Annotated in this window: 15 protein-coding genes; 6 read left to right on the top strand and 9 right to left on the bottom strand. The window is 51.8% G+C overall.

Annotated features, from left to right (window positions below):
* Positions 1 to 15: 15 nt before the first annotated feature.
* Entirely contained in the window at positions 16 to 1212 is a 1197-nt protein-coding gene (locus FDW98_RS12910) for an L-talarate/galactarate dehydratase (protein WP_096757009.1), read from the bottom strand.
* Positions 1213 to 1600: 388 nt separating this feature from the next.
* Here FDW98_RS12910 and FDW98_RS12905 point away from each other — a divergent pair, with 388 nt between their 5' ends.
* Together FDW98_RS12905 and pptA are read left to right on the top strand one after the other, a co-directional pair.
* Positions 1601 to 2536, top strand: a complete 936-nt coding sequence (locus FDW98_RS12905) for a LacI family DNA-binding transcriptional regulator (protein WP_249420988.1) — start codon at positions 1601 to 1603, stop codon at positions 2534 to 2536.
* A gap of 22 nt (positions 2537 to 2558) precedes the next feature.
* Positions 2559 to 2786, top strand: a complete 228-nt coding sequence (pptA, locus tag FDW98_RS12900; RefSeq protein ID WP_096757011.1) for a tautomerase PptA — start codon at positions 2559 to 2561, stop codon at positions 2784 to 2786.
* Between the two features lie 39 nt (positions 2787 to 2825).
* On the opposite strand, the gene FDW98_RS12895 is transcribed toward pptA, so the two are convergent.
* Together FDW98_RS12895 and FDW98_RS12890 are read right to left on the bottom strand one after the other, a co-directional pair.
* Positions 2826 to 4802, bottom strand: coding sequence for an alkyl/aryl-sulfatase (locus FDW98_RS12895; protein WP_096757012.1), 1977 nt, complete (start codon positions 4800 to 4802; stop codon positions 2826 to 2828).
* Between the two features lie 207 nt (positions 4803 to 5009).
* Entirely contained in the window at positions 5010 to 5582 is a 573-nt protein-coding gene (locus tag FDW98_RS12890) for a flavin reductase family protein (RefSeq protein ID WP_096757013.1), read from the bottom strand.
* 157 nt (positions 5583 to 5739) lie between these two features.
* Between FDW98_RS12890 and nhoA the strand changes: the two genes are divergently transcribed.
* The gene (gene nhoA / locus FDW98_RS12885; RefSeq protein WP_096757014.1) at positions 5740 to 6585 is read left to right on the top strand and encodes an N-hydroxyarylamine O-acetyltransferase; all 846 of its coding nucleotides are present in this window, start codon (positions 5740 to 5742) and stop codon (positions 6583 to 6585) included.
* A gap of 51 nt (positions 6586 to 6636) precedes the next feature.
* Here nhoA and FDW98_RS12880 read toward each other — a convergent pair whose 3' ends face one another.
* The 6 genes from FDW98_RS12880 to FDW98_RS12855 form a co-directional block, all read right to left on the bottom strand.
* Positions 6637 to 7533: a PhzF family isomerase gene (locus FDW98_RS12880; protein ID WP_096757015.1), complete on the bottom strand. Its 897-nt coding sequence runs from the start codon at positions 7531 to 7533 to the stop codon at positions 6637 to 6639.
* A gap of 120 nt (positions 7534 to 7653) precedes the next feature.
* A complete protein-coding gene (narI, locus tag FDW98_RS12875) occupies positions 7654 to 8334 on the bottom strand; it encodes a respiratory nitrate reductase subunit gamma (protein ID WP_096757016.1) in 681 nt (226 codons plus the stop codon).
* Positions 8331 to 9026: a nitrate reductase molybdenum cofactor assembly chaperone gene (gene narW / locus FDW98_RS12870; protein WP_096757017.1), complete on the bottom strand. Its 696-nt coding sequence runs from the start codon at positions 9024 to 9026 to the stop codon at positions 8331 to 8333. Before narW ends, narI begins: the two co-directional genes overlap by 4 nt.
* The gene (narH, locus tag FDW98_RS12865) at positions 9026 to 10570 is read right to left on the bottom strand and encodes a nitrate reductase subunit beta (RefSeq protein ID WP_096757018.1); all 1545 of its coding nucleotides are present in this window, start codon (positions 10568 to 10570) and stop codon (positions 9026 to 9028) included. The genes narW and narH overlap by 1 nt, the downstream gene beginning before the upstream one ends.
* Positions 10567 to 14307 carry a nitrate reductase subunit alpha gene (locus tag FDW98_RS12860; protein WP_096757019.1) on the bottom strand — a complete coding sequence of 1247 codons (3741 nt, stop codon included), beginning with the start codon at positions 14305 to 14307 and terminating at the stop codon, positions 10567 to 10569. The genes narH and FDW98_RS12860 overlap by 4 nt, the downstream gene beginning before the upstream one ends.
* Before the next feature lie 55 nt (positions 14308 to 14362).
* On the bottom strand, positions 14363 to 15748 hold the full coding sequence (locus FDW98_RS12855) for a NarK family nitrate/nitrite MFS transporter (RefSeq protein ID WP_096757020.1): 1386 nt from the start codon (positions 15746 to 15748) through the stop codon (positions 14363 to 14365).
* A gap of 566 nt (positions 15749 to 16314) precedes the next feature.
* Here FDW98_RS12855 and FDW98_RS12850 point away from each other — a divergent pair.
* From FDW98_RS12850 to FDW98_RS12840, 3 genes are all read left to right on the top strand, one after another.
* Complete coding sequence (locus tag FDW98_RS12850; protein WP_096757021.1) at positions 16315 to 17334, top strand: hypothetical protein; 1020 nt, start codon at positions 16315 to 16317, stop codon at positions 17332 to 17334.
* A gap of 447 nt (positions 17335 to 17781) precedes the next feature.
* Positions 17782 to 18168, top strand: a complete 387-nt coding sequence (locus FDW98_RS12845) for a hypothetical protein (protein WP_096757022.1) — start codon at positions 17782 to 17784, stop codon at positions 18166 to 18168.
* The gene (locus FDW98_RS12840) at positions 18155 to 18835 is read left to right on the top strand and encodes a hypothetical protein (protein ID WP_096757023.1); all 681 of its coding nucleotides are present in this window, start codon (positions 18155 to 18157) and stop codon (positions 18833 to 18835) included. The genes FDW98_RS12845 and FDW98_RS12840 overlap by 14 nt, the downstream gene beginning before the upstream one ends.
* The last annotated feature ends 36 nt before the right edge of the window (positions 18836 to 18871 follow it).

Genomic DNA, 18871 nt, shown 5'->3' with positions numbered 1-18871 from the left:
TCCCCGCCAGATACGTTAAGGGCGCGTGCCAAATTCACAGCTTAACTGCGTCCAGCGGCGTGCCTGTTCGCTAATACTGAATCCCAGACCATGGCGATCTGAAACCCACATCCGACCATCGCGCAGTTCCAGTTGTTCATTGAATAACGGGTTCAGCCATTCAAAATGCTCCAGCCACGGTTCAAGTGGGTAAGCGGCGGACAGATGCAGGTGCACTTCCATGGCAAAGTGTGGAGCCAGCTTGCGCCCGTGTTTTGCCGCCAGGTCCATAATTTTAAGGAATGGAGAAATACCGCCCACACGTGGGGCGTCGGGCTGCACAAAATCACTGGCGTTGCCGAGGATCAACTGCTCGTGCTCGCGGAAACTGGTCAGCATTTCGCCGGTGGCAATCGGTGTATCAAGCGCAGCAGCCAGTTGAGCGTGGCCTTCAATGTCATAGGCATCCAGCGGCTCTTCAATCCAGATCAGATTGAACTGTTCCATTTTGCGGCCCATGCGAATGGCGGTTTCCCGATCCCACTGCTGATTGGCGTCAACCATCAGCGGGAAGTCATCGCCCAGCGCTTCACGCACCGCGGTTAAGCGACGAATATCTTCGGCGCAGTTTGGCTGACCGACTTTCAGCTTGATGCCGCCAATGCCGTTTTCGCGGGAGATAACCACGTTTTTCAACACCTGATCCAGCGGCGTATGCAGGAATCCTCCGGAGGTGTTATAGCACTGAACGGAGTCGCGATGTGCGCCCAGCAGTTTTGCCATCGGCAGGCCCGCGCGCTTGGCCTTCATATCCCACAGGGCGATGTCGAGAGGGGAGATGGCCTGGACCGCCATCCCGCTGCGGCCAACGGAAGCGCCGGCCCACAGCAATTTGGTGTAGATCTTGTCTATATCGTTCGGATCTTCGCCAAGCAGATTATCGGCGATCTCTTTGGCATGCGCATAAATACCCTGACCGCCTGCGCGCTTCGAGTAGCTAAATCCCACCCCTTCAAATCCGTCACGGCTACGGATCTCAGCGATGATAATGGCGACTTCAGTTAACGGTTTCTGGCGACCGGTGAGCACTTTAGCATCGCTGACTGGCGTTGCCAGCGGCAGAAAGGCCAGAGACAGTTTTACCCACTCAATACGGTCGCCTGTTTCAGCCGCTGTTTTTGCGTTGGCCGTTTTGGCATAGGTTACGGCATCGGAATTCGCACTTAGTGACATCTTGTTCTCTCCTGATAGCTATAAAATGATTGCGCTAACATTTTTAATGGTGGCGCAATCATTACGCCAGTAAATTGCTTCCGATTTGAACAATCGATCACAAATGCGGAGATAACAGGGGCTGTTTTTATAAACAGCATCACATTCCAACGCATTGTGTGAAAATGCACAAATCATTATGATGGCGCTAACATTTTACAAGGCGTTATTTCACTAAGCTGCTGTTTTCTCTGCGTTATGCACCAGGGATGCTGGCAATGGCCGAAATCATGATGAATAATGCACAAATCCATCGGCGATTTTTACAAAGGCATCAACCGTGAAAAATTCCAGACCTCCCCGCGCACCAACGCTGGAAGATGTTGCCCGCACCGCGGGATTATCGCCAATGACCGTAAGCAGGGCGCTGAATACCCCGCAAATGGTGCGCCCGAAAACAGTAGAAAAGGTGATGCAGGCCGTTCGCGCCACCGGGTATATTCCCAACGCACTGGCGGGGGGGTTGGCCTCACGTCGCAGCAAACTGATTGCGGTAGTGGTCCCACAAATTAACAACAATATGTTTGTCGATACCATTCAGTCGTTGAGCGACGAACTGGCTGAACGTGGGTATCACATCTTGCTGTGCGTGGCTGGGTATACGCAGCAAACCGAAGCCGAGCTGGTAGCGACGCTGCTTTCTCGTCGACCGGACGGCGTGGTGCTCACGGGTATCCACCACACCGTTGAGCTGAAAAAAGTGATCCTCAACGCCGCCATTCCGGTGGTGGAAATCTGGGATTTGACGCCAACCCCCATCGATATGCTGGTGGGGTTCTCGCACGAAAAAGTCGGGCAGGCGGTGGCTGACTATCTCCTTGCAAAAGGTTATCGTCGCCCGGGCCTGTTATGGACCGCCGATCGCCGCGCCGGCCAGCGTAAACACGGGCTCTGTGATGTGTTGAGTCGCCATGGCATTACCACGGTGCCGCAGGTGGATGTGCCGCTTCCGGCTTCGCTGGCGTTGGGACGCAGTGGCTTGACGCAGCTTTTTGCCGACAGCGAATTTGATGTGATTGTCTGTAGCTCGGATACCCTCGCGCAGGGGGCAATTATGGAGGCGGAAAGCCGTGGTTTGGCGGTACCACACGATTTAGCGGTGGTGGGCTTTGGCGATCTTGATTTTGCCGCTAGCAATCGCCCGGCAATTACCACCGTCAGCGTAGACCGACGTGCCATTGGACAGCGGGCCGCCTCGCTGCTCGCCGACAGAATTGAGCACATTCCTCGTGAAGACGATATTATCGATGTCGGATTTCATCTTATCGTACGCGAGTCCGCGTAAAGACAATAATAAGGAACCTGCTATGCCGCACGTTGATATTAAATGTTTTCCCCGCGATTTGAATGACGAACAAAAATCCGCGCTGGCGGCGGAGATTACCGAGGTGATCGTTCGCCATCTGCAAAGTAAAGACAGCTCGGTGAGCGTCGCGCTCAATGAGGTTGACCCAAAAGCCTGGCAGCAGGTGTGGGATAGGGAAATCGCACCGCACATGGATACGCTGATTAAAAAACCGGGTTACAGTATGTGAGAGAAAACGGGCGGATAATCCGCCCGTTGTACGTTATGTTTAAGGGGTAACGATATTGAACCAGAACTCGAATTTATCCATGTAGCCCAGCATAGAATCAAGTTTAGCGCCGTCACCGGTCACCTTCACATCGCCACTCTGTTCAGCCTGTTTCAGCGTCACTTCCTTAAGGATGATTTTGTTCAACGTGTCACGGTTGAGCGTGATAGTTGCGTCTGCGTCTTTGGCTTCAGAATTGGCGGTGTGGTTTAGCACGCCGTTTTCCAGCTCCAGCTTGTATTTACCGCCGTCGCTACCGAGGTCGATGTTGAATACTGATTTCGCGTCGCCCGCTTTCTGCCCGTTAATATGCACGGCCAGATAGTCAAAGAACATTTCTGTCGTCATCGCGCGGACGGTATCCGGGCTGGCGGTATTCGGGGTTGGCCCTTTGATCACGCCGTTACGCAACTCTTGTGCGCCGGTGAGGTAGAAGTTACGCCACGGTCCGGATTCAGCCTGGTAGCCTAATTGTTCCAGCGCATCGGCTTCCAGATTACGCGCGGCCTGGTTGTTCGGATCGGCAAACACCACTTTGCTCACGACCTGCGCCACCCAGCGGTAGTTACCCTGGTCATAGTCGGCTTTCGCTTTTTGCAAAATAGCATCGGCACCGCCCATATAGTCGACGAATTTCTTCGCGGCTTCTTCCGGCGGCAATTCATCAAGCGTGGCCGGGTTGCCGTCAAACCAGCCGAGATACAGCACGTAGGTGGCTTTCACATCGTGGCTAACAGAGCCATAGTAGCCCCGGTTGGCCCAGGTATGGGCCAGCGAGTCCGGCAGTTTAAAGTTCGCGGCGATCTCGTCACGGGTCAGACCTTCGTTGGCCATACGTAACGTTTGATCGTTGATGTAACGGTACAAGTCACGCTGGCTTTTCAGCAGTGTCATGACCTTGTCGTTACCCCAGGTTGGCCAGTGGTGCTGCGCCATCAGGATTTCAGCTTTGTCCCCCCAGCGCACAATCGCTTCGTTGATGTATTTGGACCACGGCAGCGGTTCACGGATTTTAGCGCCGCGCAGCGAGTAGGTGTTGTGCAGGGTATGGGTGACATCTTCGGCAGATTCAATCAGCTTTTTCTCTTCGATGTACCACAGCATTTCCGACGGGGCTTCAGAGCCTGGTGCCAACATGAAATCATAGGTCAGACCGTCGATAACTTCTTTTTGCCCATCTTTCTCAATGATATTGGTGGGTGCAATCAGAGTAACCGTGCCCGCAGAGGTGGTGGTGCCGAGTCCCGCGCCGACCTGGCCTTTGGCGTCCGGTTTTAGCAGGTTACCGTACATATAGCTGGCGCGACGGCTCATGACGTTACCGGCCATGATATTTTCCGCCACTGCGGCTTCCATAAAGCCAGCTGGCGCATAAATCTTCACTTTGCCCGCTTTCACGTCGGCTTCATCAACAACGCCGCGTACGCCGCCATAATGGTCAACGTGGCTGTGGGTGTAAATTACCGCGACAACCGGTTTGTTACCCCGGTTTTTAAAGTAAAGATCCATCCCTACTTTAGCTGTTTCAGCAGAGACCAGCGGATCAACCACGGTGATGCCTTCTTTACCTTCGATAATCGTCATGTTCGACAAATCGAGGTTACGGATCTGGTAGACGCCATCCGTCACTTCAAACAATCCGCTGATGTTGATTAGCTGAGCCTGACGCCACAGGCTAGGGTTAACCGAATCCGGTGATTTATCGCCTTCTTTAATAAAGGCGTACTGTTGCGGGTTCCAGACCACGTTACCTTGCTCACCTTTAATCACCTCCTGAGGAATCGGGGCGATAAAACCTTTATGGGCGTCGGTAAAGTCGGTGTTATCAGAGAACGGCAGTTGATTGTAGAGCGCATTGTTGGCCTGTTGCGTGGCGGCAGTGGCGTCTTTTGGCGCTTCAGCAGCCATAACAGGGACGGTAAACGATGTTAATAACCCAGCCAGGAGTAAACTTTGTGCGATTCTATTAAGTTGCATCGTTAATCCTCTCAGAGACTTCAGGACGTGCGGTGTCTACGGATAGCGTTTTGGTTAAATATTTGAATTAGAGCAAACTTAACTATAATTCACATGAATGAATCAGCAAGGTCGCGGTGGCTGTTTTATCCAATTGTTTTTTTGGAAGTTTTAAGAAAAAGTAGAATAAAAAAACGTGGATGACAGGGGGGCTGTCATCCGTTCCGATCACTCACCTGCAGTAATGCGTTTTCCGCTGGTGATAAAGGTGCCCGCACCGAGATGATGCAAGGTGTTGAGTTTGTCATCATCGAACTGCCAGCGTCCGTCGACAAAGACGCGATCGTCCGCTGCAGCGGAAACAACCTGGCCGAACAGGGTGTCATACTTCTCTTGCGCAGATGTTGCAGGCAGCAGGCGACACTCCATCCACGCCAGGCATTTAGCCTCTATCAGCGGTAAGCCCAGAACCGGACCTTTGACTACCGGAATACCGTAGCAGTTAAATTTATCTTCCACGCGACCAGAAACGCTGCCCACCGCATAGGTCCAGTTAGTTGCCGCCACGCCGGGAATGACAATGCCAAACATGCCGCTACGTTCAATGAGTTCACGCGACCAGGCGGTCTTATCCACCACAATGGCAATACGCGGCGGGTCAAACTCAACGGGCATGGACCACGCCGCCGCCATCACATTTCGCCGCTGCGTATTTTCATCACGACTGGTTATCAAGACCGTTGGACCGTGATTTAACAGTCGGCTGGCATGGTGTAATTCAACCGGACGGAAATGACTCATGGTGGATCCTCAGTTGAGTGGATAGTGCACACAATTAATATAGATATTAACGGGATTAGCGATTTTGTCGCCCGGCATACGGCGGGAGCGCACAAAATCGACGGCGGAAAATGAAAAATGCGTTATAAGTACAACATTCAACGCACAGGGATCCGGTATGACGCCTTTTTTAACCGCTTATTTTTCCCGTATTGGCTGGTCAGGTACGGCTAACGTCAACATTGACACTTTGCAGACGCTGCATTTACTGCACAACGGTGCGATTCCGTTTGAAAATCTCGATGTGCTGCTGCCGCGAGAAATGCAGCTCGACGATCAGTCGCTGGAAGAGAAACTGGTGGGCGCGCGTCGCGGCGGCTATTGCTTTGAGCAGAATGGGGTATTTGAGCGCGCGCTGCGGGAGATTGGCTTTACCGTGCGCAGTTTACTTGGGCGGGTGGTGCTGGCAAATCCGCCCAGCTTGCCGCCGCGCACGCATCGACTGTTACTGGTCGAATTACAAGGTGAAGCGTGGATTGCCGATGTTGGTTTTGGCGGACAAACGCTAACCGCGCCGATTCGTCTGCAGGCCGACATTGAACAGCAGACACCGCACGGTGAATATCGGCTGATTCGGGAAGACGAAGACTGGATCCTGCAGTTCCGTCATCATGAGCACTGGCAATCGATGTACCACTTCGATCTGGTCACTCAGCATCAGAGCGATCATCTGATAGGTAACTTCTGGTCCGCGCATTGGCCACAGTCGCATTTTCGTCATCACCTGCTGATGTGTCGTCATCTGCCAGACGGCGGTAAGCTGACCCTGACCAACTTCCATTTTACGCACTATGAAGCGGGCCATGCGGTAGAGCAGATTAACTTACCTGACGTCGCGAGTCTGTATGCCCTGTTACAGGACCGCTTTGGTCTGGGAGTTGATGATGCCAAACACGGCTTTACCGAGGCGGAACTGGCAACGGTGATGGCGGCGTTTGATACGCATCCGGAGGCGGGTAAATAGGGTGATGATTTGCCGGATAGCGACGCGATGCGTCTTATCCGGCCTACCGACTCAATTAAAATCTATCGCCCATTCGGCATGAAACAGGATCACCGCCGCACCGGTAATCGTCACTTTTTGCGGCTGATTGTCCTGGATTGCCACCGTCACCTCGACAATGCCGTCGCGTCCCAGCGCTCGGCCTTGATGCCCCTGAACATGCAAGGTTTTTCCGTCATGAACCATCAGGTTGTGGTGCACCAGCCATGCGCCCATTGGACCATTGGCATTGCCGGTGACCGGATCCTCCACAATGCCAATCGCCGGTGAAAACATGCGGCCATCGGTGGCGTTTTCCCCTGGACGGATCTGAAACGGGAAGAAGCCGTTGCAGCCAATATGCTGGCTGAGTGCGGTTAATGCCGACAGGTCCGGGGACAGGGCATCGAGGTCAACCTCTGATTTCAGCGGGATCATCACTTTCGAATGCCCGGTAGAAGCAATCTGGATCGGCAGTCCCGGCAGCATATCGTCTTCGGTCAGATGCAGGGCGGCGATGATGGCTGCACGCATGGGCCCCTCCAGCGGTGGCTCAAAAGTCGGCGTACCCTGTTCCAGACTGATGCGATAGTCGTTATCTTCAGCATGAATATCAACGCGATGACGCCCGGCCAACGACGTCTGCCAGACAGTGGTGTTGCCCAGCCCAAGCACGCTGGCGCGAACATAGTGTGCGGCGACGGTGGCGTGCCCACAGATAGGTACTTCGACCGTTGGCGTGAAGTAGCGAATACGCACGTCACTGTCGTTGCTGGTGAGCAGAAAAGCGGTTTCAGAATGACGCAGTTCACGCGCAATCAGCTGCATCTGCGCCTCACTCAGTCCGTCAGCATGCAGCACAACGCCTGCGGAATTGCCGCGAAACGGGTGTGGAGTAAAGGCATCGACGTGGTAAACCTGTGGTTTCATTAGCGTTCTCCCTGAAGTGGAGAAGCATCATAACGTGCAAAATGCTGGATGGCGACGCCCTGCGTCTTATCCGGCCTACGGAATCTCCCTGTAGGCCGGATCTGGCAATACAACGCGAATTTATCGGCGAGAACGGACGATCTGGTTACGACGGGTGAAATATTCGACCGGCGCGCTCCACACGTGGACCAGACGGGTGAACGGGAACAGAAGGAAGATGGTCATCCCCAGAACCAGATGGACGCGGAAAATTAGCGCCACGCCATCCAGATGCGCAGACGCGCCGCCCTGGAAGGTCACCACCGACTGCGCCCAGCCCACCAGTTTCAGCATTTCACTGCCGTCCGGATGTTGTGCTGAGAACGGAATGGTGGTCAGACCGAGGATACACTGAACCAGCAGAACACACAGGATCAGAATATCAGCGGTAGAGGATGTCGCGCGAATTCGCGAATTCGTCAGACGACGAACCAGCAAACCCGCGCCGCCTACCAGCGTCAGCACGCCGCAAATCCCGCCCGCAATCATCGCCATTTGCTGCTTCACTGCGATAGGCAGGAACCAGGCATACATCCAGTGCGGGGTTAACATGCCAAACAGATGGCCGAAGAAAATCCCCAAAATGCCGATGTGGAACAGGTTTGACCACAGCACCATGCCGCGTTTGTCCAGCATTTGGCTGGAGGAGGCGCGCCAGGTGTACTGGCCGTAGTCGTAGCGTAGCCAGCTGCCGAGGATAAACACTGTCCCGCACAGATACGGGTAGATGTCGTAAAAAAAGACGTTCAGGTACTGTATCATTTCGGGCCTCCCGAGCTGACGTCAACATACTGTGGCGCCACGTCCTGGCTAAAGCGCCGTTGGTAGCTTTGCAATGGTGAACTGTCACAGGCGGTGGCGTTATCCTCAATGAACTTCACCTGTTCCTCTTCCCATACAGCGTCGAGCGCCTGGCGGGTATCGTCCCGGGTTTCTGCACCAACCTGTTTCGTGACACTGTCACTTGAAAGCGGACTGCCCGCCAGCATGAGAAGGGCGTCAAACAGCTGATACCATGGGGTATCACGCTGCTTCAAGCGCCCACCAAGCAGCGCTAGGATCGGCGCGACGTTTTGCAATCCCTCTTTAGCCTCTGCCTCCGGCAGCACGCTCAAATACTCCAGATACAACGGCAGGTGATCCGGCAGCTCACGACAGGCGAGCTGTAACCCGACCTTTTCGTACTGCGCCAGCAGGTCGACCATCGCCTGACCGCGGTCGCGTGATTCCGCATGAACGTGTTCAAACAACAGCAGCGAGGTGGCGCGACCGCGGTCAAACACCTCGCACCATTCGGCCTGCTTATCCAGCAGCGGGGCATTTAACAACTCACGGGTGAATTCGCTCAGCATCGGTGCATCACTGGCGACTAGCGCCAGTGCATCGTCCTTACATTCCCACAGCAATTCGTCCGGATACTCCATCAACAGCCCGATAATCTTGAGGATTTGCATTATTCACCCTCCGCTTTATCGCGCACTTCGGTGATGTCGATAGCATCAATGCGGCTGCTGTTGAACAGGTTGAATTTGGTGTCGGAACCGTGGCAGCCATCGCCGAAGGTAAAGCCGCAGCCGTTTTTCTCCGGGAAGGCATCGCGGGCCATTTCGCGGTGACTGGTTGGGATCACGAAGCGGTCTTCGTAGTTGGCAATCGCCAGATAGCGATACATCTCTTCGACCTGCTCCACGCTCAACCCGACTTCATCGATGGCGCGGGTATCGGTGACACCTTCAACGGTTTGCGAGCGCATGTAGTGACGCATCGCCATCATACGTTTCAGCGCGCGCAGCACCGGGCCGGTATCGCCCGCGCTGAGCATGTTGGCGAGGTATTGCACAGGAATACGCAGTGATTCTACCGCTGGCAGGATATTGCCATTGTGCGGCAGGCCACCGGCGTCGGCGATCGACTGAATCGGTGACAACGGCGGCACATACCAGACCATTGGCAGGGTGCGATACTCCGGATGTAGCGGCAGCGCCAGCTTCCAGTCCATTGCCATTTTGTAGACCGGCGAGCGCTGGGCGGCGTCAATCACGTTTTGCGGAATACCCTGTTTCAGCGCTTCTTCAATGACCGCTGGATCGTTCGGGTTGAGGAACACGTCGCACTGGCGCTCGTAGAGATCGGTTTCATGCTCGGTGCTGGCCGCTTCTTCAATGCGGTCGGCGTCGTACAGCAAGACGCCGAGATAGCGAATGCGCCCGACGCAGGTTTCTGAACACACCGTCGGCTGGCCGGATTCAATGCGCGGATAGCAGAAAATACATTTTTCCGACTTGCCGCTCTTCCAGTTAAAGTAGATTTTCTTATACGGGCAACCGCTGATACACAAACGCCAGCCGCGGCATTTATCCTGGTCGATCAACACAATGCCGTCTTCTTCACGCTTGTAGATGGCACCGCTCGGGCAGGTCGCCACACAGCTAGGGTTCAGGCAGTGTTCACACAGGCGCGGCAGATACATCATGAAGGTGTTTTCGAACTGGCCGTACATCTCCTTTTGCATCTTCTCGAAGTTACGATCGCGTGCGCGCTTAGAAAACTCGCCGCCGAGCAGTTCTTCCCAGTTTGGCCCCCAGATAATCTTGTCCATCCGTTTGCCATCAATCAGCGAACGCGGACGGGCGGTGGGCTGATGTTTGCCTTCCGGTGCACTATGCAGATGCTGGTAATCGTAGGTGAACGGCTCGTAGTAATCATCGATTTGCGGGATCACCGGGTTGGCAAAAATTTTGGTGATCACGCCCATTTTGCCGCCCAGGCGCGGTCTGATTTTACCGTTAACGTCGCGGATCCAGCCGCCTTGCCACTCTTCCTGATCTTCCCAGTTTTTGGGGTAACCAATCCCCGGTTTGGTTTCGACGTTGTTAAACCATGCGTATTCCATACCTTCACGTCCGGTCCAGACGTTTTTACAGGTGACGGAGCAGGTGTGGCAGCCGATGCACTTATCCAGATTAAGAACCATGCCTACCTGTGAGCGTATTTTCATTTTTTCGCCTCCTGTACCTGATCGCGACCTTCATCATCCAGCCAGTCAATATTTTTCATTTTTCTAATCATGATGAACTCATCGCGGTTAGAGCCGACGGTGCCGTAGTAGTTAAAGCTGTAGGACAGCTGCGCATAGCCGCCGATCATGTGCGTCGGTTTCGGACACACGCGGGTCACTGAGTTGTGAATACCACCGCGCATGCCGGTAACTTCAGAACCGGGGATATTCATGATTCGCTCCTGCGCGTGGTACATCATGGTCATTCCCGGCGGCACACGCTGGCTGACCACCGCACGGGCGGTCAACGCGCCGTTGGCATTGAAGGCTTCGATCCAGTCGTTATCCTCGATCCCCAACTCTTTGGCGTCGGTTTCACTGATCCAGACAATCGGCCCGCCGCGCGACAGCGTCAGCATCAGCAGGTTTTCGCTGTATGTGGAGTGAATGCCCCATTTCTGGTGCGGCGTCAGGAAGTTCAGCGCTTTTTCCGGGAAGCCGTTCGGTGGAACCTCACGCATTTCCGTCACGCTACGGGTATCGATTGGCGGTCGATAAGCCACCAGGCTTTCGCCAAAGGCACGCATCCACGCGTGATCCTGATACAACTGCTGGCGACCGGACAGGGTGCGCCATGGGATCAGTTCGTGTACGTTGGTATAGCCGGCGTTGTAGGAGACATGCTCGCTTTCAAGACCCGACCAGGTTGGGCTGGAGATGATTTTACGCGGCTGTGCCTGAATATCGCGAAAACGAATCTTCTCGTCTTCTTTGTTCAGAGCCAGATGCGTGTGATCACGCCCGGTCATCGCCCCCAGGGCTTGCCAGGCTTTCACCGCCACCTGACCGTTGGTTTCTGGCGCCAGCGCGAGGATCACTTCAGAGGCGTCCAACGCGGTGTCGATCAGCGGTCGGCCTTTCGCCGGGCCTTCACGCTTGGTGTAGTTCAGCTTACCGAGGAAATCGACTTCAGCCTGGGTGTTCCACGAAATGCCTTTCCCGCCGTTACCCAGTTTATCCATTAGCGGACCGAGCGAGGTAAAGCGTTCGTAAGTGGCGGGGTAGTCGCGTTCGACAACCGTAATATTGGGCGCCGTTTTACCGGCAATGAGGTCACATTCACCCTTGCGCCAGTCCTGAATATCAAACGGCTGCGACAGCTCTGCCGGAGAGTCATGCTGGAGCGGTTGCAACACCACATCGGTTTCCTGGCCCAGATGCCCCACGCAGACCTCGGAGAACACTTTGGCAATGCCCTTGTAAATCTCCCAGTCGCTTTTGGATTCCCAGGCAGGATCAACCGCCGCTGACAGGGGGTGAATAAACGGATGCATATCCGAGGTATTCATGTCGTCTTTTTCATACCAGGTGGCGGTCGGCAACACGATATCGGAGAACAGGCAGGTGCTGGACATACGGAAATCAAGCGTGACCAGCAAGTCAAGCTTGCCTTCGATGGCCGCCGTTTGCCATTCCACCTCTTCAGGTTTAATGCCCTCGCTTTCGCCCAGCGCTTCACCCTGAATACCACTTTCGGTACCCAGCAAATATTTGAGCATGTATTCATGCCCTTTGCCGGAGGAGCCAAGCAGGTTCGAACGCCAGACAAACAGGTTACGCGGGTGGTTACTGCCGTTGTCCGGTTGCTCACAGGCCATGCGGATATCACCGGACTTCAGCGCTTGCGCGGTGTATTCCGCTGGAGACAATCCCGCCTGTTCCGCTCGGGCTTTAACGGTTAATGGGTTCAGGTTGAGCTGTGGGGCAGAAGGCAACCAGCCCATACGCTCGGCACGGACGTTGAAATCGATCAGATGTCCGGTAAATTTCGACGCGTCGGCCAGCGGAGAGAGCAACTCCTGGGCGGTGACTTTTTCATAGCGCCACTGGCTGGAATGGTTGTAGAAAAACGAGGTGCTGTTCATCTGACGCGGAGGGCGGTTCCAGTCCAGCGCAAAGGCCAACGGTAACCAGCCGGTCTGCGGGCGCAGTTTTTCCTGTCCGACATAGTGCGCCCAGCCGCCGCCGCTTTGACCGACACAGCCACAGAACACCAGGATGTTAATCATCCCACGGTAGTTCATGTCCATGTGGTACCAGTGGTTGACGCCTGCCCCGAGGATGATCATCGAACGACCATGGGTTTTGTGCGCGGTATCGGCAAATTCACGGGCAATTTGTTCGATATGACGGCGAGGCACGCCGGTGATTTGTTCGCCCCAGGCCGGGGTGTAGGCTTTAATCTCACTGTAATCACGGGCCGCGAGGTCATCATCAAGTCCGCGATCGAGCCCGTAGTTCGCCAGGACTAAATCGTAAACGCTGACCACCGGACAACGGCGGCCATCAGCGAGGGTAAGGTGCTTAACCGGTAGTTTACGCACCAGCACCGGCTCCTGCTTCACGCTGCGAAAATGCGGATTTTCGTTACCACCAAAATAGGGGAACGCCACACCCGCCACCTCATCATGCTGGCCGAGTAACGACAGGGACAGTTCTGTTTCCGTGCCGGCAGCCAGCGACTCGAGGTTCCATTTGCCTTTTTCGCCCCAGCGAAAACCAATAGAACCATTCGGTACTACCAGTTCACCGGCGCTGTTGAAGGCCACAGTTTTCCATTCAGGATTATTGTTTTCACCCAGTCCGTCGACGAGGTCCGAGGCGCGCATCATCCGTCCAGGTACAAAGCTACCGTCTTCCCGGGCATCCAGCAGCACCAGCATCGGCATATCGGTATAACGGCGGCAATAGTTGATGAAGTAGTCGCTGGGCTTCTCAAGATGGAATTCTTTGAGGATAACGTGACCCATGGCCATCGCCAGCGCGCTGTCAGTGCCTTGCTTCGGTGCCAGCCACTGATCGCACAGCTTGGCAACTTCCGAGTAGTCCGGCGTAATGGCGATGGTCTTGGTGCCTTTATAGCGGACTTCGGTAAAGAAGTGAGCATCTGGCGTACGGGTCTGTGGAACGTTAGATCCCCAGGCAATGATATAGCTGGAGTTATACCAGTCGGCGGATTCCGGCACGTCAGTCTGCTCACCCCAGGTCATAGGCGAGGCCGGAGGCAAGTCACAGTACCAGTCATAGAAGCTCAGGCAGGTGCCGCCGAGTAGCGACAGATAGCGTGTCCCCGCTGCGTAGGAGACCATCGACATGGCAGGGATGGGGGAGAATCCGGCTACGCGATCCGGGCCGTAGGTTTTCACCGTCCAGACGTTAGCGGCGGCGATCAGTTGATTTAATTCTTTCCAGTTGGAACGGATAAATCCGCCACGTCCGCGTACCTGTTTGTAGCTCTGGCACTTTTGCGGATCGTGCATAATGGATTCCCACGCCAGTACCGGGTCGGGCTGGCGGGAAAGGGCGTCGCGCCACAGTTCGACCAGGCGTTTACGCACCAGCGGGTATTTCAGGCGGTTGGCGCTGTAAAGATACCAGGAATAGCTGGCACCGCGCGGGCATCCGCGAGGTTCATGGTTGGGCAGGTCCGGGCGGGTACGTGGATAGTCAGTTTGCTGGGTTTCCCAGGTGACCAGGCCGTTTTTAACGTAGATTTTCCAACTGCATGAGCCGGTACAGTTGACGCCGTGGGTCGAGCGGACAATTTTATCGAACTGCCAGCGCTGACGATAGCTGTCTTCCCAGTCCCGATTGGTGTGCATGACTTGCCCGTGTCCGTCGGCAAACGTATCGCCCTTTTGTTTAAAGTAACGAAAGCGATCCAACAGTTTACTCATGACATTTCTCCTGCTCCTAATGGACGCTGCCTACGATCTGCAGGCCAAATAGTTGTTATTTTTTTTGTGATTTGCGGCCATAGACCAGCCAGGTCACCAGCACGCAGACGATGTAAAACACTAAAAATATTTTCATGGCGCCCACGGGTGATCCAGTCAGCGCCAGCGAGGTGCCGAAGGCTTTCGGGATAAAGAAACCGCCCACTGCGCCAATGGCCGAGATAAACCCGAGGGCCGCTGCGGTATCGGTTACCGCTTCGCGCTGGGCCTGTTCTTCCGTACCACCGTGCAATTTCACGCGGTAAATGGTTATTTTGCGAAAGATCACCGCAATCATCTGGAAGGTTGAGCCGCTGCCCAGACCGGCGGTCAGGAACAGTCCCATAAACACCAGGTAGAAGGCGGTGAAGTTTCCAGAACCCGAACCCGGCAAGGTGAGGAACAGCAGGCCGCTAAACAGTGCCATAAACATAAAGTTGATTAACGTCACCCGCACACCGCCAAACTTGTCCGAGATAACGCCGCCCGCTGAGCGCGCCAGTGCGCCGATAAACGGCCCAAAGAACGCCAACTGCAGAATATTCACGTCAGGAAACTGGGTTTTGGCCAGCATGGCAAACCCGGCGGAAAAACCGATAAATGAACCGAAGGTGGCGAGATACAACAGGCTTAACAGCCACAGATGAAAACGCTTAAGTACCGGCAGCTGTGAGGCGATAGAGGCTTTGGAACTGGCGATATCGTTCATGCCGATGCCCGCTGCCAGAGTGGAAAGCAGCAGCAATGGCACCCAAATCCAGGCGGCGTTGGTCAGCGACAGTAATGAACCATCAGGTTGCGGCACGCCCTGGACGCCGAGGAAGGTAAAAATAGGCAGAAAAATCACCAGTGGAGCGATCAATTGCATCACGCTGACGCCCAGATTGCCGAGACCGCCGTTAACGCCGAGTGCGCTGCCTTGCTTCGCTTTCGGGAAGAAGAAGCTGATATTGCCCATGCTGGAGGCAAAGTTGGCACCAGCAAAACCACACATCAGCGCAATAACGATAAATACGCCAAACGGAGTAGCTGTATTTTGCACCGCAAATCCGAGCCACAGGCACGGGATAACAAGAATCGCAGTGCTAAAAACTGTCCAGCGGCGGCCGCCAAATATAGGCACCATAAAGGAGTAGGGGACGCGTAATATTGCACCAGAAAGGGACGGTAATGCGGTTAATAAAAAAAGTTGATCGGTGGTGAAATTAAAACCAATTTTATTTAAGTTTACTGCTACGGCGCTAAATAGCATCCAGACACAGAACGCAAGAAGGAGACAACTGACTGATATCCAGAGGTTTCTTCGGGCAATATGCTTACCTTTATTTTCCCAAAAGGCGGCATTTTCTGGTTTCCAGTCGGTTAAAAGATAACGATTATTTTTCTCATTTGAAGGTGACATATTATCCTCACATGCGCACGTCGTTCAAGAAATAAACGCATACAGAGCCGTACTGGCCCTGATTAGAAATTATTGAAAAGCGTTAAGAATATTGAATGAAAGGATAGATAAAAAAGCGCAATAGTGCGGAGTGAGGGGAGAATTAAGCGTTGCTTATGTGTTACTAATTGTAAATATAAAAGATACATTGTTAATACATCTATAACATCAGTTTTATAACTTCAACGTCATCATATGTCCAAGGTTTTGATTTAAGACAGGGTTATCAGAAAGCTAGCGTTTGATAACGACGAAACTGATAACTATTGTCGCATCAAGCCATACTTTTTCTCCTACAGGGAGCTGTCGGGTTAGGGTCAGAGGCGAGACTCTACATGGGTGCGTGACCGCGTGACGCTCTATTGCTGACAGGAGATAGAGGTATCACAGTATCTCAAAATTAATCCAAATATTGATATATTCTGATTTTTCGCATTAGTATGATTTGAATATATTTGTAGAGTAATTAGTATGATAGGATGGTTTAAATTAAAAAATGAATTGACCGCACTTAAAAAGGGATAAAAATGATTTTTTTAAAATCTAAAAAGAATTTCTTGTTATTATCTATTCCATTGTTTTTAATTGGCTGTAAAGAAGCAGAGATTAAAGGAGAGTGGATGAACTCAAAAAATAGCTTTAATAAAAGCTATGTCGTTTCATTAATAACTGGCATCGATCAAAACCTAATTTCAAAAGACATTAATGTTTCTGAATTAAAAAATTCTGGCAATGACTATTTTTTTTATGTTACGTTAGTAGATAAGAACTATTCTCGAGAACAACTGGAATCGTTGGTATCAAACGTTGAACGACTAAAAAAATCCCAGAACACAAGCTTAACCGTCAATTTTACTAATATTGCCAATGCCCAAAATGCGAGTGAAAGAGACTTACTTAATGTAGTACAAAAAGCTGGGATGGAGAAAAATGGCAGCCAGATTACGAATATTAACTGGGAAAAAGCGAGTGTTGCTGTCTATACTCAAGAGATACGCATTATGGGGCAAACTAACCCCTATAGCGACTTAAACCAAAAGGTCTACTGTCAACTGAACGTACCATTAACCAATGAGTTAGAAGGTTTGATTATTGATAAACCGTTCAAATATATCACTTCAAGCGATGTTCCGGAACATATAGCCAGCACTATGTCACCAGCACAGTTAGATAAATATATTAAAGATGAAAATGGTCTCCGCCGTTACGTAAACATTGGTCTGGAACTTAGAGGTGTCACTTATCCTCATAAAATAGTTTTTGGAGATGCCTTTATAAAAGGATTTAAAGAAAGTGTTGGTATTTACACTCAATCCCTACCAATGACTTATAATATCGATGCACATAATATCTATTTTAATTTTGGTGGTATCCCTGGTGCTAATCCCGTTTTAGGGATGAATGATTTTGGCGGCGTAATACACGACAAATGCGCTAAGTTGATTGAAAAATCGTCCCCTGAAATCGATAAGAAATGGAGTTCTGCAGTTCAATTAGCACAGATTGGTAGATTTACAATAAATCCAGAATGGAAACCGGATAAATAATATTTCAATGCAGTTATGCCATAAGAATGTCTTGAATTGTTGATTGTAGAGACCGATAAAAAACCGCGAAGAATGATAGCCTTTTGTTCTCAGTAAGTTAAAGGAATAGAAAATGAAACATATATTCTTACTTGCCCCTCTCTTTGTCCTCGTGCATACCGCTTGGGCTGATACCCGAGATTTAAACGGTAAATTGCAGTTTGTTGAACCAAATCAGGCGTGAAATATCATGTTGATTGGCCCTTGATCTCGACAAAAGGTGGACAAAAATTCACGATTCGTTATGTTGACGGTACACCTTATCTGCAATCTTTTATTAAAGACCCGAAAAGTAATTCATTGTTTAGTAAGGATAATATGCGAGGTGGATATCGCTATTATCACCGTAACGGCAAGCTAGAGTGACAGGGTCAGTGGAGTGATGACGGGTTCCCCATTGGCAAAGAAATGAACTACAGTGAACAAGGCTTGCCTGAAGAAGAACGATACTATCCGACAGGTGGGTGGTTCGTCATTACAAAATCCTGGCATAAAAACGGTCAAATCAGCTCTGAGAATATTGGCTATGATGGTAAGAGATTTAGGGAAAGTAAAATGTATTCTGCTGATGGCAAACTTGAATCCAGGGAATATAGAAAAACACAAAATGGCATCATTAAAGAGATAATTGATTATTACGACTCACACGGTAAAGTGGATAAATACACTGAAAAATATGGTGGCGATCCTATTTTTGAAACCACCTACAATACCAGTGGCAATGTACTCATAAGAAAAATTTACATGGTTGCGGAGGGGCGGGCAAAAGAAGAACAATTTAATGACAGAGGTTAAGGACAATATTGTTACTTATCAATCTGGCATGCGAAAAGTCAAAGAGAACTTAAATGATTATACTTGGGTTTCACCTGTGGAATTTAACCGTCAGGTTCGATCGTTTCCTTTGACACTTGGGAAAACATGGAAGAATAGCTATCAGGCACAAATTAAGGTTCATGCACAGGAAGGAACAGAATGGGAATATACATATAAGGCGGAGTCTTCATCTTATATTGCAGCAGTAGAGAAAATAACCGTCGCAAGCGGTACCTTCGATACCCTGGTCATTGAACGAATTATACAGTGGACGAAGTCGAATCCGCATTATACGGGGATACCTCCGGAAAGTCCGATGGTATGCGGGGAAACATCCTGCGAACTACAGGGGATTACGTCAGAAATATTATGGTATGCGCCAAAAATTGGTCGCGATGTATTAAAATCCGTTGAAATTAGTGGTTCACCGGCGATGATTTCACGCAGTCACGAGTCTACGTTAAAAAATAGTGCGGCACTTGTTTCGGAGTTGACTGGATATGGCATGCAGGTTCGCACAGGGAAGGATTTACCTGCAGCGAAATTCGCGCACGAGATCCCGGATAATGCCTTTATCAAGGGCTTTCGGCTGATGATGAATAATTCCTGGGAATTTGCGATGAGTCGTGATCCCGTGACCGAATAGTCCGTCGCATTTGAGCGGATCATGTACTGGCGCTGC

Origin of the sequence: Citrobacter sp. wls711, from assembly GCF_005281055.1 — a bacterium.
Taxonomy (GTDB): domain Bacteria; phylum Pseudomonadota; class Gammaproteobacteria; order Enterobacterales; family Enterobacteriaceae; genus Citrobacter; species Citrobacter gillenii.
The sequence above is the reverse complement of the archived record's forward strand: the minus strand, read 5'-3'. Positions and strand labels throughout refer to the sequence as shown.

Excerpts from the sequence above, each read along its gene's own strand:
- FDW98_RS12910 (WP_096757009.1), bottom strand. The coding sequence starts at position 1,212 with ATGTCACTAAGTGCGAATTCCGATGCCGTAACCTATGCCAAAACGGCC.
- FDW98_RS12890 (WP_096757013.1), bottom strand. The coding sequence starts at position 5,582 with ATGAGTCATTTCCGTCCGGTTGAATTACACCATGCCAGCCGACTGTTA.
- nhoA (WP_096757014.1), top strand. The coding sequence starts at position 5,740 with ATGACGCCTTTTTTAACCGCTTATTTTTCCCGTATTGGCTGGTCAGGT.
- FDW98_RS12895 (WP_096757012.1), bottom strand. The coding sequence starts at position 4,802 with ATGCAACTTAATAGAATCGCACAAAGTTTACTCCTGGCTGGGTTATTA.
- FDW98_RS12840 (WP_096757023.1), top strand. The coding sequence starts at position 18,155 with ATGACAGAGGTTAAGGACAATATTGTTACTTATCAATCTGGCATGCGA.
- FDW98_RS12855 (WP_096757020.1), bottom strand. The coding sequence starts at position 15,748 with ATGTCACCTTCAAATGAGAAAAATAATCGTTATCTTTTAACCGACTGG.
- FDW98_RS12860 (WP_096757019.1), bottom strand. The coding sequence starts at position 14,307 with ATGAGTAAACTGTTGGATCGCTTTCGTTACTTTAAACAAAAGGGCGAT.
- FDW98_RS12880 (WP_096757015.1), bottom strand. The coding sequence starts at position 7,533 with ATGAAACCACAGGTTTACCACGTCGATGCCTTTACTCCACACCCGTTT.
- narH (WP_096757018.1), bottom strand. The coding sequence starts at position 10,570 with ATGAAAATACGCTCACAGGTAGGCATGGTTCTTAATCTGGATAAGTGC.
- narI (WP_096757016.1), bottom strand. The coding sequence starts at position 8,334 with ATGATACAGTACCTGAACGTCTTTTTTTACGACATCTACCCGTATCTG.
- FDW98_RS12845 (WP_096757022.1), top strand. The coding sequence starts at position 17,782 with ATGAACTACAGTGAACAAGGCTTGCCTGAAGAAGAACGATACTATCCG.
- narW (WP_096757017.1), bottom strand. The coding sequence starts at position 9,026 with ATGCAAATCCTCAAGATTATCGGGCTGTTGATGGAGTATCCGGACGAA.
- FDW98_RS12850 (WP_096757021.1), top strand. The coding sequence starts at position 16,315 with ATGATTTTTTTAAAATCTAAAAAGAATTTCTTGTTATTATCTATTCCA.
- FDW98_RS12905 (WP_249420988.1), top strand. The coding sequence starts at position 1,601 with ATGACCGTAAGCAGGGCGCTGAATACCCCGCAAATGGTGCGCCCGAAA.
- pptA (WP_096757011.1), top strand. The coding sequence starts at position 2,559 with ATGCCGCACGTTGATATTAAATGTTTTCCCCGCGATTTGAATGACGAA.